The following is a 26,807-nucleotide window of genomic DNA, read 5'->3' on the forward strand; positions in this document are numbered from 1 at the left end:
TAAGTGCATTGCGCCTCGATTCGGCGCATGCTTAACTGCAGAAGACGGGTAGATAGACGTCCTCGATTCATGTAAAACAGTGACCAAGCAGTAAAACTAAAGTCATCCTCGGACGCGCATGCCGCGCCCTACTTCTAACGGAGAGAGGCCAGACTTATCATGAAGACATTCGACGATATTTTGAAAGATCCAGCTGACAATTTCGGCAAACCTGCTGAGGTTGTATCAAATAAACAATTCAGCCGGGATGAGAAAATAGAAATCCTGCGCCGTTGGGATGACGATGCGCGGCTTTTACTAACCGCACAGTCGGAAGGCATGAGCGAGGACAGGAGCAGCGCCGAGGTTCTGTCACAGATTCAGGACGCGCTGGCAGAACTGGGCGCCGAGGTTGGTGACACCTGACTCGGTGTTGGCCAGCGAAGAATAGACAGCTTTAGCTGTTCGGACGAGTCGGGACCTGTGCACTCAGTAGCTGATGGTCTCACCGGGCAGCGCTGGTGTCCGGTGGGGCAAGCGAATGGCTTGCAGCCGCTGCTCCAGGGAATAACCCAGCGAGATCAGTGCTGGCTCACTAAAAGCAGGCCCCAGAAATGACACGGTCACCGGCAGCCCGCGACTGGTAAAACCGGCAGGTATGATGATGTCCGGAAAACCAGACAGGTTGGCTAATATCACCGGGGACTCCCCGCTGCCCGCAGAGACGCTTCCTCGTGGCGGACTCTCTAACAGATCTGCCGGAGTCGGGCTCGTGGGGTAAACAATGGCATCAAGATTTTCGGCGTCCAACAATCCCTGAATCGTGGCGCGAATCAGCGGCAGTGCATGGTCCAGCACAGCGGTATACTGGTAACTGTCCAAACCCGTGCTTTTGTTCTCCTCCAGCATCAACGCCCAGCGACTGGGATTGGGAATGGATCCATCTTCTCTTGACGCGGTCAGCTGCATGGCGCGTGCAATCAGGTCATCGAGACTTTTGGGATACTCCGGGCTCAACGTGGCCAGATAGTCAGCGATCTGCGCACGAAACTCGGGGTATCGAATCGCGCGATAAAACTCGCCGCGCGACTCCAGCAACCATTGCGGAAACTCAACATCTATTATCTCTGCGCCAGCATCTCGCATTGACTGAAGTGCGGTCTCAACCACCCAGTCGACTTCTGCATCCCCTTTCATGAAAACACGGGCGACGCCAATACGCGCTCCCGCCAGGGCATCGGCATCCAAATATTGCCTGTAGTCGGTGGCAAACCTGCCCTCGCTTTTTTCCGTAGACGCATCGGCAGTGTCGATGCCCGTCATTACACCCAGCGCAATCGCGATATCTGTGACACTGCGCGCCATTGGTCCGACGGTGTCAAAACTCAGTGCCAATGGCACTACACCATCCCGGCTCAATAAACCATGAGTCGTCTTCAGGCCGACTACCCCATTGGCACTGGACGGCATACGAACCGAGCCGCCCGTATCGGTTCCCAACCCTACCGACGCGAACGCGGCTGCGATCGCCGCGCCAGTGCCGCCGGAGGAGCCGGAGGGGGATCGCGAGTCACTATGGGGATTACCAATCTCACCTCCAATGGAATTGCTGGCGTCGCCTGAGGCAAACTCGCTCAGGTTCAGCTTCGCCAGTATGATGGCACCCGCGTCACGGAGCTTTTTGACCACGAATGCGTCATCTGGTGGCAGTGAGCCTTTTAACATGAAGGATCCGGCAGTCGTAGGCATATCCGCTGTGTCGAGATTGTCCTTTATAACAACCGGTATTCCGTGCATGGGCGATCTGCGCCCCTGCGACAGCCGTTCCTGATCAAGCGCCTGCGCTTCGGCAATCGCATTTGGGTTCATCGTCAATACTGCGTTAATGGCCGGGCCCTGTTTGTCATAAGCTTCTATTCTCGTCAGATACATTCGCACCAGCATTTCTGAGTCTAATGCATCTGCATCCATCGCCGCATTCAGCTCAACGATAGTCGCGCTTGTAAGATCGAGGTCATCCGCAATTGCGACCTGCCAGCTCAGCATTAGCAAAACAAACGTCGAAATTACTCGCTGGTATCGACATCGCAAGACTGTAAATATAGATTTCAGATGTGATGATGTTTCGCGGACCATACGGTTTTCTCCAGCGGCAGTGAGAGAGTGATGCCTTGCCATCTGTTTCGAGTATGCCACGCTCTGTGAACCGGACAAAGCTATGTAACGCCGAACGCGGCATTAATCCTTACCCTGCGTTATTGTACGTAGACGATTTTGTGCTGGAACAGTCGTTTTTTTTAGCAGTGCGGCGCAATAGAAAGATTTCAGACCGTGAGCAGCAATACCACAATCGCATGCAGTGCAAACAACACAGACCAGAGTCGAAACCGGGACGGCATGAATATCATCAGCAGCATCACAGCAATGCCTGCAAGCGGCACAATTACTGAGGGCAACACTGGATTGTCATACATGACGATATTGACATAAGGACCGACCAGAAAATAAAACAACATCGACAACGCGGACAACCTGCCCAGTTGCTGGGAATGCTGTGCCATGTCATAGGCGCCGGCACCTGGCTCTGTCAGAGCCATCTCTGCAGCGCCATAGAGGAACGTGCATCCAAGCACCATCACCAGAAAGTGTGGAAACAGCCATTCATCAACGCCTCGAAGTTCCCAGCCGACCCACCAGAACTGCAGGATGTACACCATGACACTAAGCCCCCAGACCGCGCTCGCCCAGTGAAAGACGACATGCTCGCGATAGCGGATCAGCGACGCCACGGTGTGTAGCAGTCGAGTAATCGCCAGGCCCAGAATGATGGCTATGGCGATGGAAATGTATTCATGCTGCGTCATGGTTGCGCAACAGAGTTGTAGGACTGCCGAAGCGCAATTGCCGCTATCATCACAGTGACAGCCTCATAAATCAGGGCACCCCAGGTGTACATGGTCAAAGGGTCGCTGGTTACCAGCGCAGAAATCAGTCTGGCGATCGCCAGCATGCCAAGGCCAATGACCAGCACAGCCAGCCCACCCCGGTAGTACTCTGAACTGAAAAGTGCCAGCAGGCAATAAAGCCCGATTCCTGTCTGCAGCCCCCCGTACATGGAACCAATTTCCGCATAGGCATTGCCATTAGTGATGACAAGTCCAGCGAAGCCAGCAGGCACCGCAGGATTGATCAGACTAACCAACCCGTAAGAGATAAAGACCAGAGATGATAAAGCCAGAATAAATTTGCCAGGCATAATTAATGCTCATTGAGTCGATTCGCAATTAATTACGTAAAGACCTGGCAAAAAGATCGTTTCTGATTACATGCTAGTCCGGTACGACTAATCGCCCGGCAAAATATCGCAGCACAGAATGAAGTCTTCTCCCTGCAGCCGCGTGAGGACTGATAGCGTGATACAAAGCGTACCATCGGATACTGAGAAGTAGGGTTGTGTCATCTGCACGTTGCCGGGATTGTTAACCGCGTTCACGTAGTAGTCGCGACGCTTCCAGCTTGCCCCCTGCGCATTGGCCAACGCGTAAAGCCGGTCTCTGCCCTTAATCTGGATGGTGGGGCTGTTTATATTGGCGTGACACTGCTCTCCATCAAGCGCCAACTGGTAAAGACGGATACTGTGGGGCAGCTTGAACATTAGATGAGCAATTTCATCAAGCTGGTTTTTCTTTTGTGCGCCAACCGTCAGCGCCGCAAATCGATTCCGGTAAGGCTCCAGGCTCTCACGCTTGCGCTCCTGAATAAAGAGATTCAGCTCGTCAAACTCGTTATAGAGCTCTTTCCACAGACCGCGGCGCGTCGCTATCGACTCGGATAAAAGAAATGGGCGCGCGAAATAATAACCCTGAATCAGATCGACCTGAGCGTCCATTGCCGCCAGGGCTTCCTCGGCTGTTTCAACACCCTCAGCCAGCACTAGACATTTGCAGTTGTGCAACATGCTGGTAATGCCTTTCAGCAACTCTTTGACACTGTCATCCTGGCCAGCCTTTTTGAGCATCCCTCGATCCAGCTTGACGATATCCGGCTGAATCCGCCAGATGCGCTCAAAGTTGGAATGTCCGGCACCGAAGTCGTCAATCGCAATCAGGAACCCCAGGTCTTTGTACTGGCCAATAGTCTGCTCCAGCTCGCTTTCGTCCTCGATACTGGACTCAAGAATCTCGATCACCACACGGTTTGGCGTGTAGTTGTAGCGAACAAGAAGATCGTTCAGAAAGTCAGTATAGCGGGCACACCGACTGAGAGTGGAGGGGTCAACATTGAGGAACAACCAGGCATCGGGCGGGTCCAGCGCATGGAAATTTTGCAGGTGTACTTGCTGGCAGATCAGGTCCAGCTGGTGGATGGCTTCCCCCTGGCGCCTGCTGAACAGCGCGGCTGGCGTCACCGCCTGGCCCTTATCATCGACGGCGCGTACTAGCGCCTCCAGCCCGACAATGCGCTTGTGGGCAATGCTGTAGATGGGCTGGAACGCGGAGTAGAGGCGCCTGGCCTCAAATTCAAGGTAGCTATTACCCTGATAATAGCCCGCCTTTTCAACTAACTGCTCTCCCTGGTCGTGGGAGGCAAGCGCCAGATTGTCAATAATTTTCAGTTTGGAATTCATCGCATTCTATCAACTGCGTCAAAAGGATAAGCTCAGACATGATAACCGGCCTTTGGCCTGTATCGGCTGTCAGGCAGATTTCTGCAACTTTTCCCTTTATCAAAATCTCTGGAAAGTGAGGTTACGCGCTGGCGGGCTCCATGGAGCGCAAGAAGCGTAGCGGGTATTTTTAGTATATTATGCGCGCGAGCTGCTTCCGTCCTGGCAGGCAAGCTGAATACTTCTTCCTGAACGATTGAGGTAGCCCGATGAAACCGCAGGCCAGAGGGATCAGGCGACTGATTAACGCAACGCGTTTTTCCATGCAGGGCCTGAAAGCCTTATGGCACTCCGAGGAGGCCTTCCGGATGGAGGTGGGCCTGGTGGTCCTGCTGACACCCGTCATCGTTCTGGTTGATGTCAGTCCCGCTGAACGTGCCCTGCTGGTTGCTTCGCTGCTCATCGTGCTGATCACCGAAATGCTGAACAGCGCCATCGAGGTGGCAATAGACCGCATCGGACACGAATATCATGAGCTCAGCGGTCGCGCCAAAGACATCGGCTCAGCCGCAGTGCTGTTCAGCCTGATCGGTACTGGAATAATCTGGTCTATTATTCTCTGGCCTTTCTGATCAGCGCCCGATCACTGCCAGCAACATGCGGCCTTCCAGATGAGCGAACACATCAGCGGCCTGATGCCGTTCAGCATCAATGAGGTGTGATGCTATCCAGTCGATGAAGGCGTCAGCGATTTCACACGCCACTGGCTGATAAGGAGCGTTCCCCCTGGCCGCGAGTCCTACAATCTCAAACCAGAGGTTTGTCATGGGCCGCCAGTCCGGCCGCTGGCAAACAACTGTCAGTTTTTCAAGCAGGTCAGCGCTGCGTTGTCGCTCATTGCCTAGCTCCTGATCCAGCTGCATGGACAGACCCTTCACAACCAGCATCAGCGACTCGCGTAGCAACTCTTCCTTGCTCCCGAAGTAGTAGATCAGCATACGATCACTGGTATTGGCGGCCCTGGCCAAGGCGCGAATACCGTGACCAGTCAAGCCTGTCTCAATCAGGTGGGCTGCAACAGCCGCGCGAATCGTGTGTTTTCTGTCGGTCATATATTCTGTATGTAGCATTCGCTACACTACTTCGTTATTATGTAGCACTTGCTACAGGAGAAACCTTATGAACGCCTATCGTATCGTATCGCTGGTGCTATTGCTTGCACTGGGTGCTGTAACAATTCTCGCCCTGGCTGACGTTGGATACATCGGAATTTTCCGATTATTGATTGACAGCACGGCCGGCTGGCAGGTGTTTGTTGATCTGGCTGCGGCGCTTATTCTGGTCCTGATGTTTCTATGGAAAGACGCGCAGCGACGACAGATTAGATTCTGGCCGTGGTTGCTGGCGACGCTGCTGCTGGGGTCGTTTGCGCCGCTATTGTACGTGCTGGTTAATGGCTACGGGCCGCTGACAGACAAAGTCGCTTAGTCTTCTGGAGCAAGTAAGACCGGGTCGGTCCAGGCCATGATCAGCTGGTCCATCACGTCCGGCCCATCTTTGCCCCAGGTGTTGGTCAACATGGCTGCCACCACCTGCAGTTCCGGGAAAACCAGCAATAAAGACAGTGTTCCCGGATAGCTGCCGCCTGCCATCAGGAAGCGTGGCTGCGACTGCAGTCCAATCATGACCCAGCCATCACTGAACATGCTTGGCTGCCCACCGGACGTAAAATGCGTCGCTTCGAGCTCAGCCCGAACGTGGTCACTCAAGAGCTCCTGCTCCATTAACTGGCGACCAAAACTGACCAGGTCGCTCGCCGTTGAGTACATATTGCCACCACCCATGTTATAGCTGTGATTCAGGGTGGGCATCACCTGCAGAGATGGCAATACCTCGCGGCTGTAAAGGTCGATGAACGTGTAATGCCGACTCCTGTGCGGCATTGGCGCCCGGACGTCGGTAAATCCGGTGTTTTCCAGCTGCATGGGCGTGAGTACGCGAGACTGGATGATTTCCGTAAACGGCTTGCCGCCAGCTCGCTCGATGACTGCAGCCATCAGATTGAATCCGTAGCTCGAATAATGACTTTCAGAACCGGGTGCTGCGACCAGTGCGTCGTCCTTAAACAGCGCCAGCGCATCAATAACCGAATCGTAATGTGTCGAGTAAAACTCAACATCCCGCTCCGACTGGTAATGGCGAATGCCTCCCGTAGAGCCGGCAAGCTGGCGAGTAGTCAGCGTTCCTTCGGGCGAAACCGGGAACTCCGGCACATAGCTCTGAATGGGCTTGTCCAGATCCAGCTCTCCCGATTCTGCCAGCAGTAGCTGGGCAAGTCCGGTAAACGCCTTGGTGACAGATGCAATTTCGAATCGTGTTTCTGAGCTTACAGGCACACGGTGTTCGATATCGGCATAGCCAAGATTGAGCTCATGCACGCGCTGTCCGTCATAAATGGCTGCCTGCAGCCCCACCAGTTGCTGTCGAGAGAACATGGACTCGGCCTGCGACAGCATCTGCGTCACCTGCTGCCCCGTCAATGACGCTGCCTGATGTGGCTGTGCCTGGGCGGGCAAAGTCAGGGCAAGGCTGATGAAAAGCGTAAGCGATGGCAGCCTGGACAGACGATTGAAATGCATAATTACTCCTGAGATAGTGCTATGACTCCAGTGACAATAGTCTTTGAAGCCTCTGGCGCCAGCAAGGCATAATACGTGAAACGTCATTATTCCCATGTGAAATGCACCTGGAACCGCTTTGCAGATTCCCGCTTTCGATCGATACCTCGCCGCCTGGGTGATCGCACCCTACCTGGTTGCGGCGTTGATGCTTGCAGTACCGCAGCTTCTGCAACCCACGAGCACTCAGAACGCACTGGGACTGATCTCCGTCTCTTTGGCTGACGAGCGATCCGGCCCATGGCGGCCAGCTCAACTGGACGCGCTGCAGCTAAGTGATGATCATGGCTGGCTGCGCGCCGTGTTCACCGTGCCAGTCGCCAGTGCCGGACCCGATGCACCCCCGCTTGGTCTTTATCTGTCTGGCACTTTCTCCGCCCGCGTTTACTGGAATGACCATGAAGTCGGCTTTAAAGGTTTACCTGCCGAAGAGCCCGAAAGTGAGTCAGCCGGGCCTATTGATGCCATCATCCATCTGCCTGTCGACACCGTGGTGCCCGGCAATAACATCGCCCTGCTGGAGCTTTCCAGTCACTACCGGCAACACAGCCTGAACTCAATAATTCACGGCAGTGAGATACTGCCGGGCCTGCGACTGGCCAGCTACTCCTCCGAGATTCGACGACCGATTGGCTACTACGCGACCCCGCTGCTTGGCTTCGTTCTTCTGCTTATTACGACTTTCGTGATAGTGAGCGCCAACATCTGCGAGCGACGCCTGGCAATGGTCATGGCCATTGGCCTATTGGTAGCCGCCAGCGCAGAACTTTTCCGCGCCTTCTACGCCTACCCTTACGGATTACACATGCTGCGGCTCGGGCTGGTTGCCAGTGCACTGATGGTATTTACCTGCACCTTGCCATTCTACTTTGCCAGGCGCGGAGGTTTCCGCTTGCCAGTCAGCGGACTGTTGGCACTGGTTACAGCAGGTATCGCGGCCACCCTGTGGCTTGGACCACCTCAGGACATCGTCCATGCTGCACTCTGGGTTTGCGTGCCGGCGTCAATCGTCCTGGTATGGAGATCACCAAACACGACTCACACAGACCGACTCTTTCAGACATCAGCGCTGGGCTGCCTTTTGCTGAGTCTGAGTCTGGACAAAGACCTGTTCTTTGATCAATACCTGTATGCGGCCATGGTCCCGCTGCTGGCAGCGATGTGCAGGCCCGTGGCGGCCACTGGCAGCCAGCCCAGGCCAGCCAGTCTGCTGGTCAGCTCCGCCGGCAGAACACGGGTCGTAGATTGTAAAGATATTCTGACCATACAGGGGGCCGGCAACTATTCCCAGATCCGGCTGAGCAGTGGCGAGACGATCCTCGATGATCGCGCCTTGAAAGAATTGCTAACCCTTCTACCGACAAACTTCATCAGAGCTCACCGCTCTCACCTGGTCAACCTCGATGCGGTTCACGAACTTCGATCGCTGGGCGCCGGCAAGTATGAGCTATTGTTGACCCACCAGCAGCGCTGTCCGCTCTCACGCTCGCATGTGAAGAGCGTGCGTGAGAGTCTGGCTCAGCGCTGATTTCCCGTCACTACCATCATTTCTGCGGGCAGATCAGGAACTTCTCGCCAGTGTGCTTGGCGTAGTATTGACGGACGGTATCGGCATCCAGCGCTTCGGCCAAGGAAATTTCGTTAGTGTAGTGACTGGCGAACGTTGTCTTCAGCTCACTGGCCACACGCGCTCGCAGGCGTCCAGCAACCTCTGTTCCAGCTTTGGCCAGGAAGTTGGGCAACAGCCAGCCACCCACGCCCCAGGCCATGCCGTAGGCGCGCTGCAAGACAGTAGGAGATGTGTCGAGGTTACCGTACAGATAAACCTGCTTGTGCTTTACCGAGCCATAAATGCTGTAGGCACCGGGGGTGCGTGAAGCCGCTGCCTCCATGCAGGCCAGAATGTCAGACGCCAGTGTTCCACCGCCGGTAGCATCAAACGCAAGTGTCGCACCAGTAGCGTGAATGGCGTCGGTCAGCTCTGCTTTGAAATTATCGGAGCTGGAGTTAACAACATACTTGGCTCCCATGTCGCGCAAAAGCTTAGCCTGCTCATCTTTACGTACGATATTAACCAGCTCAACGCCATCCGCCTGGCAAATACGCACCAGCATCTGCCCGAGATTGGATGCCGCGGCTGTATGGACCAGCGCCGAATGCCCTTCCATTTTCATGGTTTCGATCATGGATAGCGCGGTCAGCGGATTCACGAAACAGGAGGCACCATCTTTGGCGCTGTGCCCGTCGTGCAAAGGCAGACAGGTGGTAGCATCAACACAGCGATACTGTGCATACATGCTGCCGCCCATGACAGCCACGACCTTGCCTTGCAGGCTGCTCGCCAACTCGGAATCGCCAGTGGCTACGACTGTGCCGGCACCCTCATTGCCAACCGGCAACGCCTGTCCCACGCGTGCTTTCATGACACGCATTCCCTGCTCGGAGACAGGAGCGCTAAGAACGGCACTGCTGCCATCTCCGGAGGTGCTGGCGGCGCTGATGTCGGCCCAGCCGAACATGACTCCCTGGTCTGAAGGGTTGATTGGCGTCGCCTCGATGCGCACCAGTACCTCATTGGCTTTGGGCGTGGGTACAGGTTTTTCGATCAATTCCAGGCGCAGTTCGCCAGACTCAGTAAGTGTTGAAAACATCTGCAGATAAGTAGAAGGTACTGTCATGATTGTCCTGTTAACTGATTATCGGTTAATGGATTGATGGCTGTATGGCCGGCAGAACCGGGCCAAGTTAGACACAAGCCTAACCCAGCCCGTCAGCCATTGCGCACGGTAAATTTCTAGCGAGGTCCCGACGGTGCATGGGCGGGCAGCGCTGGCAATGAGCCAATCATGCCATCGGGACGTGCTTTGTCCAGCATGGCCTGATAGGCCGGCCGGGATGTGACTTTTTCCATCCAGGCATTGATATTGGGAAACTGTGTGCTGTCTACAATATTAAGCACAAAGGCAAAGTTCAATGGAAACAGCATCATGATATCGGCCGCGGAAAAGTCGTCCCCGCCAAACCAGGGCTTGTCATCAAGAAAGTTCTCCGCAAACTGTACCACAGCCTCTGAATCAACCAGCGGCGAGCGGGCTGTTGGTGGCTGGATCTGCCAGACACGATAGTCGGCGATGGCGCGCGCAGCCAGTGAACCCTCAGAGTAATGAATCCACATCAGGTGAGTCGCAAAGTCAGGTGAATCAAGTGGTGGAACCAGGCGACCACCACCATGGCGCGCAAGAATCATTTCGATAATGGCACCAGACTCAACCAGCACCTGGCCATCGTATACAACGGTAGGTGCCACTGGCATGTCAGGGTTGATGGCGCGAATGGCAGCCATGGACGCTCCCAGATCGCCACGCGTGAACTCCAGATCGTAGGGCAGACCCAGCTCTTCCATCAGCCAGACCAGACGCTCTGAACGGCGCCCCTCAAGGTGATAAATGGTGAATTCGGGCACAGGGGCGGCGTTTGCCATGCTCGCGCTTTGTGCGGTTGCTGCCGGCACCGCAGCAACGAAATAATTTGCCAGTAGCAACACCGCTGTCAGGCTGATCAACTTTTTCATTTGAATTCTCTCTATTGTTGGCGATTTCCAAAATCGTGTGGGTGATTCGCAATTTATATCGCTTGCGACACAAGTTATACAGCAAATCCAACGTCTTTGCATCCATCCAGCAGCTGCCGACCCTGCCTGGTGGCCTCAGAATGCCTATGCTGCAGGGCGCCTCACCCGACGGCACTGCCAACTGGCGTCAGTGTCCCCACGAGCGCGGATCGATGCCGTAATAATTTTCAAGCTGTTCAAAGAGTTGCGGGTGCTGCATGGCTAGCTGCCCTGGCTTCTCGAAGAAGGCTTCGGTGGACACTGCAAAAAATTCTGCGGGTTCAGTAGCGCCATAGAAGTCCAGCACTTCGTCATTGATCGTCTGAATGAAATCAGTGTCATAGGACATTGCCAGTGCCTGCAGACGCCCAAATTCCGCACTGAAAACGCTTGCCCATTGCTGCTTCGAATGACGGTCTGCCAACAGCGGCGCACCATTGGTGGCGCCACTTTGATGGTCGAGCTGGTGTGCAAATTCATGCAGGACGACATTAATACCATCTCTGAAGTCACTGGCGCCGGTTTTGACGTCTTCCCATGAGAGGACGATACGCCCATTGTTCCACGACTCACCAGACAGCGCGTGCGCATCAACTGATACCAGCCCAAACTCGTCGACATTGTCGTGCCGAACTACAAACCCTGCCGGATATACCAGAATGGTGCGCAACTCTGAATAGTAGTCACTGGGCCGATTGAGAATCAGCAGGCAGGCCTGAGCTGCAATACTGACCCTGACGTCATCATCAATCACCTGACCGGCACAGCCCTCAAAACGCTTGTCAGCAATAAAGTGTGCGATCCGGACCTGCAGTGCTCTTTTTAACTCTGGTGACATCGCACCATAGAATGGCAGTCGCTGCTTCACGATCTTCTCCCACTCTACAGGGAAGGGTGTTGCCTCCAGGCGCTGGCGACGCCAGGCTGGATAAACAAACAGCCACAGGACAACTGCCACGACGAGTACGCACAGGAAAAGAATGACCAGAACACTCAACTGATCCATGGACGAAAAAGATCTCCGAGTTTTTACCAGGAATTTGGGTGATGCCTGACCGCGCAGTATGCACCTAAGTTTTACGTTTGTCTGCGGTCGGAATGAGTGGCTGGATCGTCACTCGTCCACAAATGCTCGTGAGTTTTTATCGTCACGAAAGATGATCACCGGACGCACTTCCTCGTCTGTTGACTGCGCTCTTTGAGCAAGCGCGACCTGATCGGTCACGATCGAGTGGTGTGGGGATTTACTGCATACAGGGTCTGCATTGCGCGCATCGCCCGTCAACATATAAGCCTGACAGCGGCAGCCACCAAAGTCCTTGTGCTTTTCATCGCAGCTGCGACAAGGTTCCTTCATCCAGCTGTCGCCCCGGTAGGCGTTGAAGGCTTCCGATTCATACCAGATAGTGCGCACATCGTGGTCGCGCAGATTGGGAAACTCCAGCCCCGGTAACATGCGCGCTTCATGGCAGGGTAAGGCAAGCCCATCGGGAGCTATGTTGAGGAACACGGTACCCCAGCCGTTCATACAGGCTTTGGGTCGGTCCTGATAATAATCCGGCACCACGAAGTACAACTTCATCTTGTTACCCAGGCGCTCGCGAAATTGATTACAGACGGCTTCGGCGTGTTCAAGCTGTTCGCGACTCGGCATCAGCTGCTCACGGTTCTTCAGCGCCCATGCGTAGTACTGGCTGTTGGCCAGCTCAACATGATCGGCTTCCATTTCCTCGGCCATCTGCAGTATCTGTTCTATGTGATCAATGTTCAGACGATGCAGTACGACGTTAAGCACCATGGGGTAGTCGTATTGCTTTATCAGCCGTGCGACTTTCCGCTTAAGATCGAAGGTACGCGTGCTGGACAGAAAATCGTTCATTTCTTTGGTGGAATCCTGAAAGGACAACTGGATCTGATCCAGACCACCCGCCTTGAATGCCGCAATGCGCTCCTCAGTCAGCCCTATCCCGGAAGTAAGCAGGTTGACGTAATAACCCATCTTGCTGGCCTCAGCGACGATCTCTTCGCAATCGTCACGCATTAATGGCTCACCACCAGAAATACCCAGCTGCACGGCGCCCAGCTCACGCGCCTCGCGCAAGGCCTTCAGCCACTGTGCGGTCGACAACTCTTTCTCGAAAGTCGAGGCATAATTCAGCGGGTTGTAACAAAACACGCAATGCAGCGGACACTTGTAGGTGATTTCTGCATTGACCCACAGTGGCGGCTTTATGGTGTCAGACAGGGGTGATCCAGCCTTTGTCATGGGCATGCTCCAGAAAATCGATGACATCCTGCTGCAGATCAGCGCCAGGAAATGCTGCCTGAAGATTGGCAATTACGTCCTGCGCGCTGCGCTCGCCATCGATACGCGTAAGAATTTCACCGGCGCTGCCGGTCAGCTTGACCATTCCCTCGGGGTACAAAAGTACCCAGGCATCCTGTACTTTTTCCCATTGCAGTTTGTATTGCCTGGCGAGCTTAAGTGGCTGGCTGGTATCAAGGCTCATTGACTCATCCTCGCAATTGCACCAGTGTTGGACTCGCCAATGCCGTAAGTAACCTGCATGGCATCCAGCATGGTCCAGAGCACATTGAGTTTGAATTGCAGAATATTCAGTGCCTTTTCCTGCTCCGCTCTTGTCCTGAAGTGAGCAAGCGTGACCCGCAGGCCATGCTCAACATCACGCCGCGCCTCAGACAGTCGTTTGCGGAAATATTGATATCCGCTGGCATCGATCCACGGATAATGTTCGGGCCAGCTGTCGAGTCGCTTCTGGTGGATGGTGGGTGCAAACAACTCGGTCAGCGAGGAACACACTGCCTCCTGCCAGGGAGAATTTCTGGCAAAGTTGACGTAGGCATCAACAGCAAACTTAACGCCGGGTGTCACTTTTTTAAGCGACAGTACGTCATCGCGCGCGAGACCAACCGCTTCAGCCAATGCCAGCCAGGCCTCGATGCCACCGTCTTCACCTTCCAAACCATCATGATCGAGAATGCGCTGCACCCACAAACGTCGATGCTCTTTGTCAGGCATGTTCGACATCACAGCTGCGTCTTTTATGGGAATCATGACCTGATAATAAAAACGATTCAGCACCCACCCCTGCACCTGGGCTTTTGTACACTGCCCACTGTTCATGGCAATGTGGAATGGATGAAAAATATGGTAATTCTTTTCTTTGGCACGCAGGCGGGCCTCAAACTCTTCTACTGACCAAGGTGCAGCAGTATCAACTGTCATGGAAAACTCCTGCATTAATCGGAAACGTGGAACTCAAAGACTGAAGTCCATGCCATCAAAGGCCACATCGATTTTCTCCTGCTGCAGCATCGCTCGCTCGCGTGAATCATCGCGCAGGATAGGGTTGGTGTTGTTGATATGGATAAGTATCTTTTTTGAGGCAGAAAACTGTTTCAATGCCTCGATCATACCGTCCGGGCCTGACTGAGGCATGTGTCCCATATCAAGAGAGAGTTTATTGCTGATCCCAAGTGCCTGCATTTCATCGTTCGTCCAGCAGGTGCCATCCACCATCAGGCAATCGGCCTGCTGCATGAACGGCAGCAGATGTGGTTCAATTGATGCCAGCCCGGGCGCATAAAAAAGCTTCTTGCCGCTGCGCGTGTCTTCCAGCTGGATACCAATATTGTCACCTTCGTGCGGGTCGTGACGGTGCGGAGAGAATGGCGGCGCCTTGCTGCTGAGTGGCACAGCCGTAATGCGGATGTCATCAATACCTTCTACTTCAAAGCTACTGCCCGCTGCTGTGGGAATCTGATGCCAGGTCACACCACAAAAATGCCCCAGCACATTGAATATCGGGTTGCCCCTGGTCAGATCCTCGTGGACCATGTCCGTGCAATAGATATCCAGTGGCGTTTTGCCTTCCCTTAGCATGAACAGGCCAGTGGTGTGATCGATCTGCGCATCCATCAAAACAATGCCACGTATAGCGGTGTCGCGAATCGCGCGCCCAGGCTGCAACTCAGGGAACTGTTGAAACTGCGCCAGAATGTCGGGTGATGTATTGAACAGCAGCCAGTTGATGTTATCGCTGCTGACCGCAATTGAAGACTGGGTGCGAGCTGTGGCTTTGATAGTACCTTTGCGCAAACCATCACAGTTCGGACAGTTGCAATTCCACTGCGGAAAGCCGCCGCCCGCAGCGGAACCCAGGACATGAACTCTCATAGGGTATCCTTGGCCAAAAACAAAGAGAAAGCAGTCATTGGCGCCGGCTGCTTTCTCTTTGTGGTTTCACCATTAATTGAAAATTAACGGTTGGCGAAGTACATGGTGACTTCAAAGCCATAACGCATTTCGGTGTAAGCAGGTTTAGTCCACATAGTGTAATCTCCGTGGTAAATGGGTTTTCCCGGCTAAGCGGGGCTACGGCGCCAGAAGAACACATCGACCGGCGTCTGAAGCATCTCGATTGTTGCCCTGACGGGAGTGTTCAGGCAGCCGCATTATCAGCAATTGCGACTCATGATTTTCATTAGATTGCGCCGCCCACTATTGGCAAAACCATCTCAACCCTGTAAAAAAGTGCCGTCTTCATAACAACTTACAAGCCATTCCGAATAGCCAGGGGGTCATATCAACACGCTTTATCCACATATTGAGCCCTGTGAGAAACAATGGATCCAGGTATCGCCAAGCCATTCACTCTACGTTGAACGTTGCGGACGCAAAGGCGGGTACCCTGTTGTGTTCCTGCACGGTGGGCCCGGCAGTCAGATCAACGCCAATCACCGACGCTATTTCGATCCCGAGTTCTTCGACGTTGTGCTGTTCGACCAGCGCGGCTGCGGGCAGTCTCGACCGGCGGGGGAAACACGCGACAACAACACTCAGGCACTAATCAAAGACATTAACGCTCTGAGAGAGATTCTTGGCATCGAAGGCAGGATGATGCTGTTTGGCGGTTCCTGGGGCAGCGCGTTGGCACTCGCCTATGCGCGAAAATTTCCACAACATGTGGCTGCCATGATTCTGCGCGGCGTGTTCCTGGCGACAGACGAGGAAGTAGAGTGGTTCACCAACGGCCTGTCACGCTTTGCTCCAGCCGCATTCCAGCAGTTGACCGACGGTATGTCAGACAACCTGATCCAGTCATATCATGAAGCCGTGTTCAGCAGTGATGAAAGACTCGCGAGCGAGGCAGCTGTGCGCTGGGTAAACTATGAAATGCAGATTATGAGCATCGGTGTTGAGTCAAACGGGCAATCTTCGGCAACGGAACTGCAGCCGAGTCAGGCCTTATTGAATCGTGCCAGAATCCAGTTGCATTACCTAAAGCATCACTGTTTTATGGCGGATGTTTCATTGCTGAACAGTGCAGCGTCTCTCAGCATGCCCGTGACAATCGTTCAGGGCGCGCTGGACATGGTCTGTCCGCCGATCACCGCATGGCAACTGAGCGAGCAACTACCTAACGCCCGCTTTCGCCTGGTAGGCAAGGCCGGGCATAGCGGACTTTCCGATAGCATGGCCAGCGCATTACGCGAAGAAACAGATGCGATGCGCGACCTGTTGCGAATCAATGAATAAGAGGCTGATATGAATCTGCGCTTTCGGGTTGGCCTGAGTATTTCCCTGGTCGGCATCGCCTGCCTGGCGGTCATGGCCTATATGCTGATTGATTACAAGCGCCGATCAATAGACCAGGAGATTGAGGCCGGCACCCGGGTTGCCATTCAACTGCTGCAGGCTATCACGCCCTCACCGCTGGAGCTGGCACAAATATCAGACCCCATGGCCAGCCTGGTTGATTACATGAGAAATGTCGGTCGTGTGCGCGCCAATGAAGTACGCATCTATGACACCAATAATCAACTCATATACGAGTCCCCGCCCTCGGACTACAAGCAGGGCCGGTGGGCTCCCGACTGGTTCAGTGCCCTGGTGGCTCCGGATACCAGTGAAGTCAGGCTGCCAGTTCCTGGCGGCTCCATACTGATTACACCCGACTCCTCTAGATCCGTACTCGACGCCTGGGATGAGCTTTGGCAGTTTGCTCTGTTTGTGCTCGCCATCATAATCCTGCTGAATATTGCGGTCTACCAGATTCTGGGCCGCACGCTAAAACCACTGAACGACATCGTCACGGCTCTGACTGAAATGGAACGAGGCAACTACGATGTCCGACTTCAGCACTACGACCTGCCTGAATTCAATGCGATCTCTCAGACTTTTAATCGCATGGCCTCGTCGCTGCAGGAGGCACTGATTGAAAATGCCCGGCTCGCCCGGGAAGAGCAGCAGCGTCTGGCTGCAGAGAAAGAGCTGGAACAGAACCGACGTTTCACGCAGTTGATACAGGTGAAACTTGAGGAAGAGCGCCGCGCGATTGCCAGAGAGCTGCACGACGAACTTGGACAATGCATTACTGCCATCAAGACGGTCGGCACCACCATTGCCAACCGCAGCGACTCTGAAAACGAAGAAACCCGACGCAATGCAAGAACCATTATTGAGGTGGCATCACATATTTATGATGTGGTTCACTCGATGATCCGCCAGCTACGACCCAGCGCGCTGGATCACCTGGGATTGAATGATGCCATCGACGACCTGGTCTCGCAGTATCAGAAACAGCATCCTCAACTCAATATCGTGCTGACCACTGAGGATGCACTTAATCAGTATAATGAAAACGTTAATATCACTGTCTATCGTGTGGTGCAGGAGTCGCTGACCAATGTGGTCAAACACGCCGATGCCGTAAATGTCCAGGTGTCATTGTCGATGCAGGCAGAAAAGCATGAGGCGCAAAAGGCGGATCGCCTCAAGATCGTCATCCGCGATGACGGCAAAGGGCTCAGTGAGGACTTTGCAGAGACTCGCCGTTTCGGTCTGGCAGGTATCAAGGAACGCGTGCAGGCTTTCGGCGGCGAAGTCAGCTTTGAGTCCAAGCCTGAGAGCGGAACAACCATCCGCGCTGAACTACCCGTGGGTCAGGAAGAAATGAAGCCATGAAAAAGATTAGTGTCATGTTGGTGGACGATCATGCTGTCGTCCGCATGGGCTTCAAGCTATTGCTGCAAGGCTCCGATGATATCGAGGTACTCGGGGAAGCCCAGAGCGGCGAAGATGCGCTGAAACAGCTTCAGACACTGGCTCCCGATGTTCTGATCATGGACATCTCCATGCCAGGCATGGGCGGGCTGGAAGCCATCGGTAGAGTGCTTGCCAAATATCCGCAACAGAGAATTCTGGTGCTGTCAGCACATGAAGATATCATGCATGCCCGCCGTGTACTTAAAGCGGGTGCGTCAGGCTATGTGACCAAACGATCGGCAGCTGATGTATTAATGCAGGCGGTTCGTGCTGTGTACAAGGGTCAGGTCTATCTGGAACCGGAGGTTGCCCAGGCGATGGCCGTTGAGCAGGTCTCAGGTTCAAAGAATCCACTGGATGCGCTGAGCGAAAAAGAGTTCAAGGTTTTTCTGGAACTTGCCAAAGGTCGGTCCGTGCAGGAAATAGCCGATGCCATGTCATTGAGTCCCCGCACTATCGGGACTCACCTGTACAACATCAAACAGAAACTCAATGCCTCGAACAGTGCCGAGCTGGCAATCATCGCGATACGGGCTGGACTTATCAAACCCTGAGACCAGGCTGTCAGGCAGAGAAATCCCGACACTTTCTTCTCACGATAAAATTATATCTTTGTACCACACCCAAATGAAAAAGGCCCCGAGGGGCCTTTTTGCATGAGTCTTTACGTCTCGCAGTCAGTGGGCGCCCGATCAGACCATTGCAGATCAGACGCCCATCACTTGCGGTATTAGAACTCGTATACCGCGCGGGCGTAGATTGAGCGACCCATTGGATCCTGCAGCTCACCCATGACGCCGGCGAAGTCCGGAGTACGCTGAGCCTGACGATCGAACAGGTTGCGTGAACCCAGTGTGAACGCCAGCTCACCGCCGTACAGGTTGTAGCCGCGGTAGGTGTAAGCCAGGTCGAAGTCTGTCCAGGCGCGGATTTCACCGCCTACGATAGACGGGTTTGGATTGGTGTTGGCAAACCAGGCGATGATACGTGTGTAGTCAGTGCCGTCCCAGTCCGTAGCACCGACGTAGCGTACAGTGCCCGTGACCGCGTGATTGTCGAGCGTCCAGCCAATGCGCAGGTTGGCTTTCAGCTCGGGCAGCGCCGGTGCGGTACCGGTCAACAGGTTGGTTTTTCCAACACCATCAATGACCGGGCTATCAACGTCGTCCTGATACAGGAACTCATCAATATAGGTAGCCTGCAGGTTGAAACGCAGATCACCCCAGTCACGCAGACTCATATTGTAGTTACCCTGGATGTCATACGCGGTTACTTTCACGCTCTGAGCGTTCACGCTGCCAGGTGAAGTAACCTGCAGAATAGTACCCAGGTCGTTCGGGTCACGAATGATGTCCGGGTTGCTCAGACCACTGTTCAGCCACGCCTGCAGCTGCGCACGTGATGGCTGGTTCGCCGCACCTACACCACTTCCGGTAAATCCGGACCAGGCTTTGAAGGCTTCAAAGTCGGCATTCATGACCTGCTGGCCAGTGATACCCACAATACGGTTTTCAAAGTCTGTCTCGTTCCAGGTGACTGACATGTCGAAGTTGCCAAATGCCAGGTCGAAACCGAGCTGCTGTGAGGTAGACACCTCGTTCTCCAGATTGGGGTTACCACCCGAACAGGCCGTGGTGAACGCCGAGAACGACGAGAAGCGGTCTGTTACCGTTGACAGACCACAGCTAACCGGGTCCAGCAACTGGGCAATAGTTGGTGCGATGAACGCATCACCGGTGGTGGCACGCAGGCTTAACCAGTCAGTAGCCGCCCATGTCACACCGAATTTCGGGTCGGTAGACTCCTGACCTGTGCTGAAGTCTTCGCGACGTACCGCCGCTTCCACTTCAACGTTGCTCAAGACTGGCAGAGCCAGCTCGAGGAAGTAGGCATCCACCTCACGGCTACCTGATGTGACGTTTTCTGGTATCGGGCTGCCGATCCAGGTAACACCACGAATCTCATGAACTGACGGCGTGTTGGTGTACTTATCGTCACGACGCTGATAACCCACCGCGGCACCAATGGTACCGCCCGGCAGCTGCAGGCTGCTTGGGAATATTTCACCGTTCAACACGATATCGATGGTGTTCAGCCATTCTTCACTCTCTTCCTTGGAACGTGCAGCAATGGCATTCATCACATGAACAGAGTTGTTGTTGGCCTGATCCACTACAAAGAAGGGGTTGTAGCAGGCATCGCGGTCGTTGACCACGTCACAGGCAAGTCCCTGGTTCATCGCGGTGATGTCGTAGTTCTGGTTCGACATGTAGCGAATCTTGTTGTAGTTCTGGGCATATGCCGCCATACCTTCCCAGCCTTCCAGCATGGGCACTGTAAAGTCGGCCTGCAGCATGAAGCGGCTGTTATGGTCTGTCAGGTCAGAGATGTTGTCCATGTCCTGGGTATGACCGTCTGATGGTGTATGCGTCTTGTTGATCGGACGCAACGTACGTGGACGCACGTCCTCACGCAGTGGCACACCGTTTGGTGTGGTGCCAGATACAATATAGTCCATCAAGCCGTCGTTGTTACGGTCAACGCTGCCGCGATCTGGCACGCCATCGCCATTGGTGTCCACACCGTAAAGCTGCGCACCGGCCGAGTTTCTGGCCATGAAGGGGTTACCCGGTATCTCACCCCGGATAGTCATCAGTTCACCAATCCGTGAGTTACCCGGGTTGGAGGTTGACGTGAACGCACGCTCAGCCATACGAGTATTGAAATACTGCGCACGAAGAGTCAGGTCGTCGCTGACATCCCAGGTGGCATTAGCGAAGATGGAACCGGTTTGTGATGGTTCCCGGTAGCTACGTGTGTCACCGAAATCGAAGAAACAGGTGGTGCCGAACAGCATGCCGTACGGGTTGTTGTTAGCGCCAGCGACATATGACTGACGCTCCGATGCCGGCGCACAGTTAGGATCAGGACGGTTCGCGCGCGCGCCCGTGTATTGCCCGTTGGCATCTCGCACAGGCACCACATAGTTACCTGGCGCGTTAGACGAATAGTTCAGACCGGCCTGAGCCAGATAGGGCCGTTCATCCCAGCCCAGTCGGCTGTTCTGACGGTACTGCCCGGCAAGCACCAGGTTCAGGTCACCGATGTCGGTACCCCACAGCATCTGCAGTGACTCTTCATCGTAGTCACCGCGGGAATCCTGTTCACCATAGGCTTCAATCTTGACGCCATCGTAAGAGGTAAACGGAACAAAGTTGACCACACCGGCCACCGCTTCGTTGCCGTACAGTGCCGCAGCACCGTCAGCCACGATATCAATGCGCGAAATGGCGATCGTGGGGATCATCATGTTGACGTTTTCGTTGGCTATACGCTTGCCGTCCATCAGGGTCAGCGTAGAGCGAGGGCCAAGACCACGCAGGTCAATGTTGGTGCTGCGTGAACTGGTACCCTGAATAGTGTTGGTAACGGATGAAGAAGGACCACCGACGAAAGACATGTTCTGAATAACTTCGCCGAGGTTCATGGTACCTTCGTCCTGAAGATCGTCAGCCGAAATCTGGGTGACCTGGGAGGCCTGGGTGAAACCTTCGCTTCGACGGATAAAGGAACCGGTGACAACCACCTCTTCCACTTCGACACCGCTTTCCTGCTGTTGAGCAAAGCCCTGACCAGCCAGCGGAAGTAATGAAAGGGAGATTGCTGTGCAGAGAAGTCTGCGCCGATGGGGCACGTGGAATCGCATATATCACTCCTTAGTATTTTTATTGTCTGAGACGTATCTATACTGCCAGGACGCGACAATCGGAGTGCGGAGGTCGTGGGTAGCAAACCTTTAGCCCGTCACCAATCGTAACGCCAGTTCCTACCACAAACTTCTGGAACGCTTGAATAATCCCCCAATAAAGGAATAATTGCAACAGCCTGTAACAATTAAGATGAAATGTGTCTGCTTATTGCCACAGATGTATGTATAGAGAGATGAAAAACTGGACGAGCGCCCGTTTCAATTATATCTTCTTCCACACGTATCAGCGGTCTTGGAAGACCACGTATCACACACAAAAATAAGGAAAAAATCTTGCAGATAATTCCGCAGCCACTGTTTCCAAGCATGGTCTGGAGCACTCGCTTCGATGACCATGCAACACTCAACGCCGAGTTGATGAAATTGATACATCAGATGCAGGAAAAGAACCCGGCGGGCGTGCAAAACACCAACGTCAAAGGCTGGCAGAGCCCCAACAACCTGCAGACGCTGCCAGAGTTTAATCCAATTAACCAACGCATCCTGCAGGCATGTCAGCGAATTGGTGAATCGATTCATTTTATGCCTAACCTAAGCTACCTGCATCAGGCCTGGGTCAACGTCAGTCCGCCAGGTGCCTCAAATAAGATCCACTACCATGCCAACTGCCATTTCAGTGGCGTCTACTACGTCAGCCTGAAAGCACCGGAGTGCGGCAGCATTTATTTTCGCGACCCAAGAGTTGCATCACGGATGATGACCTATCCAGTCACCCAGCTTTCAGAATTCACTGCCGAAGAAATCCAGATGAAACCGGAGGAAGGGCGGCTATACATATTTCCGGGCTGGCTGGAACATGGCGTGGAGGAGAACAGGAGTGATCGTGACCGGATCAGTATAAGCTTTAACGTGCTGGCAACGCAGCAGCGCTGACTTGTTCAGGCAATTCGCCAGGCTTTAGTATTACACCTGGCCCGTAATATCGCGCAGACAAATCTGGCTGCGCGAATTATGCCAGCGTTGGGAGCGCAGTTATCATCACTCCGGTTGACCCGCCGCCACGGTGCCCTCACGTCGTGGATCGGCCGCACCGACCAGACCATCATCGGTCACCAGAATGACATGCAGACCAGAGTTCTCTCCCTCACTTTCCTGCACATTGTAGCCAGCAGCACGCAACTGGTCGGCAAGCTGCTGGCCCGGTTCAACACCAATTTCCACGCGCACAGTCTCGCCGCGGGCAATAATGTTCGGGAAGTCGATGGCCTCCTGCACACTCATGCCCCAGTCAACAATTCCCAAGACTGTTTTAGCCGTGTACGCAGGAATTGAATTACCGCCCGGCGATCCCGTCACCATGTACAACTGCTGATCTGCATCGAGAATTACCGTGGGTGACATGGAAGAACGGGGCCGCGCGCCAGGACGAATCATGTTCGCCTGTTCAGGTTCATCTGGTCGGTAGTCTCTGGAAAAGTCCGTCATTTCGTTGTTCAGCAGGAAACCAGCTGCCCAGCGACTGGAGCCGAACGGTGACTCAACAGTCATCGTGGCGGAGACTGCATTACCTTCGCTGTCCACAATGGAAAAATGTGTGGTGCCGGCCGCTTCCAGCGTCCGGTCAGGTGCCCACACGGCCACCACATCCGTGTTCAGCACTGCTGACGGGTCACCATGCATAGGAGTCGCACCTGGCTCAGCCGGGCTGAGGCCACGATGTTCGAGATATTCCGGATCGAGCAACAGGTCCAGCGGCACATCAATGCGATCGGGATCGCCGAAATAATGATCCCTGTCCGCATAGGCCAGACGCTGGGCATCAACAAACGCGCGGACACGATCCTGTTGCGTGGCATTGTCGGGGAGCAGATGGTCATACAGATTAGCTACCATGATCTGCATGGCGCCCGATGAGGGTGGCGTGGCAGAGCAGATATTCAGATCGCGCCAGGGCCCGCAGATGGCAGGTCGCTCAACTGCGCGGTAGGCCGCGATGTCATCCATGGTCATTGTACCACCCAGTGGCGCAGCCTGAGCTGCAGCCACCATCGCCTCGGCAATCTCACCTGAGTAGAAAGCTGCTGGTCCTTCATCAGCTACACGTTGCAATGTCAACGCATACTCCGGATTGGGTATCACCATGCCAGCCTGTAAAGGCTCACCATTGGGATAAAAATACTCGGCGGCCCCGGGGTTTTCATCCAGGTTGGTGATCTGTGCCATTTGTGGCAGGTAACCGGCCATTTTTTCCGAAACCACAAAACCCTGGGAGGCAAGCTCGATGGCTGGTTCAAACAGAGTTGCCCATGGCAATTTGCCATAAGTGTCGTGGGCCAGTTTGTAGAGCGCAATGGTGCCAGGCACGCCAACTGAGCGACCGCTTTGCCAGGCATCAAGATATCCGAGTGGCTCACCGGCTTCTGTAAACATGTTTGCCGTCGCGGCAGCAGGCGCGGTCTCACGGCCATCCAGGAATCGCACCTGCTGACTTTCCTGTTCGTAAACAACCATAAAGCCACCACCACCCAGTCCCGAGCTCTCTGGCTCAACCAGACCAAGCACTGCATGGGCAGCAATCGCAGCATCAACAGCATGCCCGCCTTGCTCCAGCATAAGTGCAGCAGCATCGGTGGCGTATGGATTGGCGACGGCGGCCATGTAACCATGTGGCCATGCCGCCGCACCATCGACTGGCGCCTGCTGGTCGGGAGCGGGTGTGTCGTTTACAGATGTTGAATCAGGCGAAGACGGCTGCTCGGAACAGGCAACCAGAATTGAGAGGCTCAAAAGTAACAGAGGAAATTTCATAACAGGGCATTTTCCTGCAGCGGATGATACGTTGACGTAATCCGTTGAGGGTATAGCCCTTTGCGCTCGGCGACAAGCCCCGCCGCGTCCCTGCGGCTGCCAGGAACTCGCCACCATCAGGGCCGGCGGTATGCGGCTGGCCCTGAGGCGGAGTCATTACAAGAGGCGAATCAGAAGTTCAGGCGCAGACCAGCGATCACGCCTTCGGCTGCGTCGCCCTCATCACCGTCAAAATAGCCGATAGAAAGCGAGAATGCAGGCGTCAGATAGAATCGTGCATCGGCGCGATAGCCAATTTCCTGCTCGAAATCGTCACCATCGATATAATTCACCATACCCTCCAGCTCAACATTGTCGGTCAGCATGGCACGAATGCCGGCATCTATACCAAAACCATCGGCTTCAACAGTACTGCCACCGATATCCAGCTCACTGCGAATATACTTGGCACCGACGACCACATCTGCCTGCTCACTGAGGGGCGCGTGCACACCCAGGCCGGCGCTGTAGTTCATCAGCTCTGGCTTGCCGGTCCACTGCTGGAAGAAATAGTCCTCATCGTTTTCTGAGGTTGATGCCGTGCCCTTCAGGAACAGCGACTGCCCCAGACCGATACTGGCCTCAACGCCATAACCTGAGAAATCTTCGCCGAGCAACTCACCCTGGGTGTATTCCAGACCCAGGTAATTGTAGCTCGGTTGCGCCGCAGCGGCCGTTGCGCCCAGTAGTGACGCTACACTCAGTGCCAAAAGTGTCTTGTACTTCATAGTGTCTCTCTCCATTTGATGATGATCCATGTCGTGCTGATACTGAAACCGTAACGAGTCACGCAGGGTTTTTATTCCACATAATCACAGCCACAGGATGGGAAGACAGATCAATATTGAGGTCTGGTTAAACAAATAACCCCCGATCCGGCACCGGATCGGGGGTTATTTGTTTATTCGCCTGGCCTTCAGCAAATCAGTTCGCTGGTTCGAGCCTCACAATGGCAGTTGGCTGACGTGAGCGGTCTTCAATAGCCAGATAGATATAACCATCCGGGCCCTGACGGATGTCACGCACGCGCCCGATACCTGGCACCAGGGTTTCTTCCGTCACCGCGGCACTGCCATCCGGCGACAGCGTAATGCGGGCAACCTGCTCGCCGCGCAGCGCGCCAGAGAAAACACTGCCGTTCCAGCGTGGGAACTGGCTGCCGTTGTAGATCATCAGGCCCGAGGTGGCGATGGAAGGTACCCAGTAGTGAATCGGGTCAACCATGCCTTCCTGACTCAGCGTCTCGTGGATGGGTGTACCCGGACCGTAGTTAACGCCGTGGCCAACCACTGGCCAGCCGTAGTTCTGTCCAGGCTGAATGACATTCAACTCGTCGCCACCCTGGGGGCCGTGCTCAGTCATATACATGACGCCGGTAACCGGATGGAACGCAAGCCCCTGTGGGCTGCGATGGCCATAACTGTAGATCTCAGGTGCGTAACCGGACATTCCCGAGAAGGGGTTGTCGGTCGGCGTTGAACCATCATCGTTCAGACGCACTATCACGCCCTGATGATTGGTGGTTACCTGCGCTGGATGGCTCTCCAGGTCACCACTTGGCGGGGCCTGGCGATCACCCAGAGTCAGGTACAGATAGCCGTCAGCATCAAAAGCCAGGCGGCCACCGTAGTGACTCGCACCCTGGTGATCGGCAACAAAAATCTCTTCAACGTCCACCAGTTCGTCGTTGACGAAACGGCCACGCACAATCGCCGTGGCGGACGCGCCTTCACCCTGGGGCTTGGAGAAACTGAGGTAGAGTAACTGGTTATTGGCAAAATCCGGGTGCGGCAACACATCAAAGAGGCCGCCCTGCCCGCGCGAGAATACTTCCGGCACACCAGGCACTGATCCCTCCAGTACCTCGCCATTGCGGACAATCCGCAGGTCGCCGTACTTCTCGGTGACCAGCATGTCGCCATTGGGCAACCAGTTCATTGACCAGGGGCTGATGACGCCATCAGCGTAAGGGACAACGCGAAAATCGTGCAGCACAGATGGCTGGACACCCTCGAATGGCTCCAGGTTCTGGGCCTGAGCCGAGCTGAACATACCGGTCAGCAGACCGATGACCAGCGCCTTTTTTACCAATGTACGTGACATATTCATTCACCTTTCTTTGGTTGGTTACAACAGGGTTAATCGTGAATTCTTGTTTCAGGGCCCGGCTTGTGAACTTATGCCATTCACAATCAGTTACTTATCCTGATGCGGTCCCGACTTTTCGGAATCCCTATAATGCACCATTAATACGTCGCTTGGCGAGACCAGGACCACCGCAATGCGGTGAGACGAATTAGTCATGACAA

Annotated in this window: 26 protein-coding genes; 8 read left to right on the forward strand and 18 right to left on the reverse strand. The window is 54.5% G+C overall.

The genetic code is table 11. The features are described 5' to 3' along the window. The first annotated feature begins 159 nt into the window (after positions 1-159). Positions 160-405 carry a hypothetical protein gene (locus LVD14_RS01295; RefSeq protein ID WP_237132220.1) on the forward strand — a complete coding sequence of 82 codons (246 nt, stop codon included), beginning with the start codon at positions 160-162 and terminating at the stop codon, positions 403-405. Positions 406-468: 63 nt separating this feature from the next. On the opposite strand, the gene LVD14_RS01300 is transcribed toward LVD14_RS01295, so the two are convergent. The 4 genes from LVD14_RS01300 to LVD14_RS01315 all read right to left on the reverse strand — a co-directional run bounded on the left by LVD14_RS01300 (position 469) and on the right by LVD14_RS01315 (position 4,606). Continuing rightward, complete coding sequence (locus LVD14_RS01300; RefSeq protein WP_237132221.1) at positions 469-2,025, reverse strand: amidase family protein; 1,557 nt, start codon at positions 2,023-2,025, stop codon at positions 469-471. A gap of 278 nt (positions 2,026-2,303) precedes the next feature. Next, positions 2,304-2,843 (reverse strand): hypothetical protein, encoded by a 540-nt coding sequence (locus tag LVD14_RS01305; protein WP_237132222.1) that lies wholly within the window; start codon positions 2,841-2,843, stop codon positions 2,304-2,306. Then, entirely contained in the window at positions 2,840-3,235 is a 396-nt protein-coding gene (locus LVD14_RS01310) for a DUF4345 family protein (protein ID WP_237132223.1), read from the reverse strand. Before LVD14_RS01310 ends, LVD14_RS01305 begins: the two co-directional genes overlap by 4 nt. A gap of 87 nt (positions 3,236-3,322) precedes the next feature. Beyond that, positions 3,323-4,606, reverse strand: coding sequence for an EAL domain-containing protein (locus tag LVD14_RS01315; protein WP_237132224.1), 1,284 nt, complete (start codon positions 4,604-4,606; stop codon positions 3,323-3,325). A gap of 248 nt (positions 4,607-4,854) precedes the next feature. Here LVD14_RS01315 and LVD14_RS01320 point away from each other — a divergent pair, with 248 nt between their 5' ends. After that, on the forward strand, positions 4,855-5,217 hold the full coding sequence (locus LVD14_RS01320; protein WP_237132225.1) for a diacylglycerol kinase: 363 nt from the start codon (positions 4,855-4,857) through the stop codon (positions 5,215-5,217). On the opposite strand, the gene LVD14_RS01325 is transcribed toward LVD14_RS01320, so the two are convergent. Continuing rightward, a complete protein-coding gene (locus tag LVD14_RS01325) occupies positions 5,218-5,697 on the reverse strand; it encodes a TetR/AcrR family transcriptional regulator (RefSeq protein ID WP_237132226.1) in 480 nt (159 codons plus the stop codon). Between the two features lie 67 nt (positions 5,698-5,764). Here LVD14_RS01325 and LVD14_RS01330 point away from each other — a divergent pair, with 67 nt between their 5' ends. Next, entirely contained in the window at positions 5,765-6,073 is a 309-nt protein-coding gene (locus tag LVD14_RS01330; RefSeq protein WP_237132227.1) for a hypothetical protein, read from the forward strand. On the opposite strand, the gene LVD14_RS01335 is transcribed toward LVD14_RS01330, so the two are convergent. Next, positions 6,070-7,224 carry a serine hydrolase domain-containing protein gene (locus LVD14_RS01335; protein WP_237132228.1) on the reverse strand — a complete coding sequence of 385 codons (1,155 nt, stop codon included), beginning with the start codon at positions 7,222-7,224 and terminating at the stop codon, positions 6,070-6,072. The genes LVD14_RS01330 and LVD14_RS01335 overlap by 4 nt on opposite strands. 118 nt (positions 7,225-7,342) lie before the next feature. Between LVD14_RS01335 and LVD14_RS01340 the strand changes: the two genes are divergently transcribed. Next, positions 7,343-8,791 (forward strand): LytTR family DNA-binding domain-containing protein, encoded by a 1,449-nt coding sequence (locus LVD14_RS01340; RefSeq protein WP_237132229.1) that lies wholly within the window; start codon positions 7,343-7,345, stop codon positions 8,789-8,791. A 16-nt stretch (positions 8,792-8,807) separates the two neighbouring features. On the opposite strand, the gene LVD14_RS01345 is transcribed toward LVD14_RS01340, so the two are convergent. The 8 genes from LVD14_RS01345 to pqqA all read right to left on the reverse strand — a co-directional run bounded on the left by LVD14_RS01345 (position 8,808) and on the right by pqqA (position 15,226). Next, positions 8,808-9,941 carry a zinc-binding dehydrogenase gene (locus LVD14_RS01345; RefSeq protein WP_237132230.1) on the reverse strand — a complete coding sequence of 378 codons (1,134 nt, stop codon included), beginning with the start codon at positions 9,939-9,941 and terminating at the stop codon, positions 8,808-8,810. A 116-nt stretch (positions 9,942-10,057) separates the two neighbouring features. Continuing rightward, positions 10,058-10,834 carry a glutathione S-transferase family protein gene (locus tag LVD14_RS01350; RefSeq protein WP_237132231.1) on the reverse strand — a complete coding sequence of 259 codons (777 nt, stop codon included), beginning with the start codon at positions 10,832-10,834 and terminating at the stop codon, positions 10,058-10,060. 187 nt (positions 10,835-11,021) lie between these two features. Next, positions 11,022-11,879, reverse strand: coding sequence for a zinc-dependent peptidase (locus LVD14_RS01355; RefSeq protein WP_237132232.1), 858 nt, complete (start codon positions 11,877-11,879; stop codon positions 11,022-11,024). Positions 11,880-11,987: 108 nt separating this feature from the next. Beyond that, a complete protein-coding gene (pqqE, locus tag LVD14_RS01360; protein WP_237132233.1) occupies positions 11,988-13,139 on the reverse strand; it encodes a pyrroloquinoline quinone biosynthesis protein PqqE in 1,152 nt (383 codons plus the stop codon). Continuing rightward, a complete protein-coding gene (pqqD, locus tag LVD14_RS01365; protein WP_237132234.1) occupies positions 13,111-13,383 on the reverse strand; it encodes a pyrroloquinoline quinone biosynthesis peptide chaperone PqqD in 273 nt (90 codons plus the stop codon). Before pqqD ends, pqqE begins: the two co-directional genes overlap by 29 nt. After that, the gene (pqqC, locus tag LVD14_RS01370; protein WP_237132235.1) at positions 13,380-14,120 is read right to left on the reverse strand and encodes a pyrroloquinoline-quinone synthase PqqC; all 741 of its coding nucleotides are present in this window, start codon (positions 14,118-14,120) and stop codon (positions 13,380-13,382) included. The genes pqqD and pqqC overlap by 4 nt, the downstream gene beginning before the upstream one ends. 33 nt (positions 14,121-14,153) lie before the next feature. Continuing rightward, positions 14,154-15,071 (reverse strand): pyrroloquinoline quinone biosynthesis protein PqqB, encoded by a 918-nt coding sequence (gene pqqB / locus LVD14_RS01375; RefSeq protein ID WP_237132236.1) that lies wholly within the window; start codon positions 15,069-15,071, stop codon positions 14,154-14,156. An 83-nt stretch (positions 15,072-15,154) separates the two neighbouring features. Continuing rightward, on the reverse strand, positions 15,155-15,226 hold the full coding sequence (gene pqqA, locus LVD14_RS01380; RefSeq protein WP_156412798.1) for a pyrroloquinoline quinone precursor peptide PqqA: 72 nt from the start codon (positions 15,224-15,226) through the stop codon (positions 15,155-15,157). 274 nt (positions 15,227-15,500) lie between these two features. Between pqqA and pip the strand changes: the two genes are divergently transcribed. Genes pip through LVD14_RS01395 form a run of 3 tightly spaced genes read left to right on the forward strand, consistent with a single transcriptional unit; the run spans position 15,501 to position 18,496 of the window. Then, on the forward strand, positions 15,501-16,433 hold the full coding sequence (gene pip, locus LVD14_RS01385; RefSeq protein WP_317622689.1) for a prolyl aminopeptidase: 933 nt from the start codon (positions 15,501-15,503) through the stop codon (positions 16,431-16,433). 9 nt (positions 16,434-16,442) lie between these two features. Continuing rightward, on the forward strand, positions 16,443-17,861 hold the full coding sequence (locus LVD14_RS01390; protein WP_237132237.1) for a HAMP domain-containing sensor histidine kinase: 1,419 nt from the start codon (positions 16,443-16,445) through the stop codon (positions 17,859-17,861). Further along, a complete protein-coding gene (locus LVD14_RS01395) occupies positions 17,858-18,496 on the forward strand; it encodes a response regulator transcription factor (RefSeq protein WP_237132238.1) in 639 nt (212 codons plus the stop codon). The genes LVD14_RS01390 and LVD14_RS01395 overlap by 4 nt, the downstream gene beginning before the upstream one ends. Positions 18,497-18,672: 176 nt before the next feature. Here the strand turns inward: LVD14_RS01395 and LVD14_RS01400 are convergent, their stop codons facing one another. Beyond that, positions 18,673-21,648: a TonB-dependent receptor domain-containing protein gene (locus LVD14_RS01400; RefSeq protein WP_237132239.1), complete on the reverse strand. Its 2,976-nt coding sequence runs from the start codon at positions 21,646-21,648 to the stop codon at positions 18,673-18,675. A gap of 336 nt (positions 21,649-21,984) precedes the next feature. Here LVD14_RS01400 and LVD14_RS01405 point away from each other — a divergent pair, with 336 nt between their 5' ends. Continuing rightward, positions 21,985-22,584 (forward strand): 2OG-Fe(II) oxygenase family protein, encoded by a 600-nt coding sequence (locus LVD14_RS01405; RefSeq protein ID WP_237132240.1) that lies wholly within the window; start codon positions 21,985-21,987, stop codon positions 22,582-22,584. Positions 22,585-22,689: 105 nt separating this feature from the next. Here LVD14_RS01405 and ggt read toward each other — a convergent pair whose 3' ends face one another. The 3 genes from ggt to LVD14_RS01420 form a co-directional block, all read right to left on the reverse strand. Beyond that, a complete protein-coding gene (ggt, locus tag LVD14_RS01410) occupies positions 22,690-24,459 on the reverse strand; it encodes a gamma-glutamyltransferase (protein WP_237132241.1) in 1,770 nt (589 codons plus the stop codon). Positions 24,460-24,629: 170 nt separating this feature from the next. Beyond that, entirely contained in the window at positions 24,630-25,226 is a 597-nt protein-coding gene (locus tag LVD14_RS01415; protein ID WP_237132242.1) for an outer membrane beta-barrel protein, read from the reverse strand. A 196-nt stretch (positions 25,227-25,422) separates the two neighbouring features. Continuing rightward, on the reverse strand, positions 25,423-26,601 hold the full coding sequence (locus tag LVD14_RS01420; RefSeq protein WP_237132243.1) for a PQQ-dependent sugar dehydrogenase: 1,179 nt from the start codon (positions 26,599-26,601) through the stop codon (positions 25,423-25,425). Between the last annotated feature and the right edge of the window lie 206 nt (positions 26,602-26,807).

The sequence above is a fragment of the Pseudohongiella sp. O18 genome, assembly GCF_021729085.1.
Taxonomy (GTDB): Bacteria; Pseudomonadota; Gammaproteobacteria; order Pseudomonadales; family Pseudohongiellaceae; genus Pseudohongiella.

Bases quoted from the DNA above. Each gene is read 5' to 3' on its own strand.
- LVD14_RS01295 (WP_237132220.1), top strand. From the start codon at position 160: ATGAAGACATTCGACGATATTTTGAAAGATCCAGCTGACAATTTCGGC.
- LVD14_RS01300 (WP_237132221.1), bottom strand. From the start codon at position 2,025: ATGCTGAGCTGGCAGGTCGCAATTGCGGATGACCTCGATCTTACAAGC.
- LVD14_RS01305 (WP_237132222.1), bottom strand. From the start codon at position 2,843: ATGACGCAGCATGAATACATTTCCATCGCCATAGCCATCATTCTGGGC.
- LVD14_RS01310 (WP_237132223.1), bottom strand. From the start codon at position 3,235: ATGCCTGGCAAATTTATTCTGGCTTTATCATCTCTGGTCTTTATCTCT.
- LVD14_RS01315 (WP_237132224.1), bottom strand. From the start codon at position 4,606: ATGAATTCCAAACTGAAAATTATTGACAATCTGGCGCTTGCCTCCCAC.
- LVD14_RS01320 (WP_237132225.1), top strand. From the start codon at position 4,855: ATGAAACCGCAGGCCAGAGGGATCAGGCGACTGATTAACGCAACGCGT.
- LVD14_RS01325 (WP_237132226.1), bottom strand. From the start codon at position 5,697: ATGACCGACAGAAAACACACGATTCGCGCGGCTGTTGCAGCCCACCTG.
- LVD14_RS01330 (WP_237132227.1), top strand. From the start codon at position 5,765: ATGAACGCCTATCGTATCGTATCGCTGGTGCTATTGCTTGCACTGGGT.
- LVD14_RS01335 (WP_237132228.1), bottom strand. From the start codon at position 7,224: ATGCATTTCAATCGTCTGTCCAGGCTGCCATCGCTTACGCTTTTCATC.
- LVD14_RS01345 (WP_237132230.1), bottom strand. From the start codon at position 9,941: ATGACAGTACCTTCTACTTATCTGCAGATGTTTTCAACACTTACTGAG.
- LVD14_RS01350 (WP_237132231.1), bottom strand. From the start codon at position 10,834: ATGAAAAAGTTGATCAGCCTGACAGCGGTGTTGCTACTGGCAAATTAT.
- LVD14_RS01355 (WP_237132232.1), bottom strand. From the start codon at position 11,879: ATGGATCAGTTGAGTGTTCTGGTCATTCTTTTCCTGTGCGTACTCGTC.
- pqqE (WP_237132233.1), bottom strand. From the start codon at position 13,139: ATGACAAAGGCTGGATCACCCCTGTCTGACACCATAAAGCCGCCACTG.
- pqqD (WP_237132234.1), bottom strand. From the start codon at position 13,383: ATGAGCCTTGATACCAGCCAGCCACTTAAGCTCGCCAGGCAATACAAA.
- pqqC (WP_237132235.1), bottom strand. From the start codon at position 14,120: ATGACAGTTGATACTGCTGCACCTTGGTCAGTAGAAGAGTTTGAGGCC.
- pqqB (WP_237132236.1), bottom strand. From the start codon at position 15,071: ATGAGAGTTCATGTCCTGGGTTCCGCTGCGGGCGGCGGCTTTCCGCAG.
- LVD14_RS01390 (WP_237132237.1), top strand. From the start codon at position 16,443: ATGAATCTGCGCTTTCGGGTTGGCCTGAGTATTTCCCTGGTCGGCATC.
- LVD14_RS01395 (WP_237132238.1), top strand. From the start codon at position 17,858: ATGAAAAAGATTAGTGTCATGTTGGTGGACGATCATGCTGTCGTCCGC.
- LVD14_RS01400 (WP_237132239.1), bottom strand. From the start codon at position 21,648: ATGCGATTCCACGTGCCCCATCGGCGCAGACTTCTCTGCACAGCAATC.
- ggt (WP_237132241.1), bottom strand. From the start codon at position 24,459: ATGAAATTTCCTCTGTTACTTTTGAGCCTCTCAATTCTGGTTGCCTGT.
- LVD14_RS01415 (WP_237132242.1), bottom strand. From the start codon at position 25,226: ATGAAGTACAAGACACTTTTGGCACTGAGTGTAGCGTCACTACTGGGC.
- LVD14_RS01420 (WP_237132243.1), bottom strand. From the start codon at position 26,601: ATGTCACGTACATTGGTAAAAAAGGCGCTGGTCATCGGTCTGCTGACC.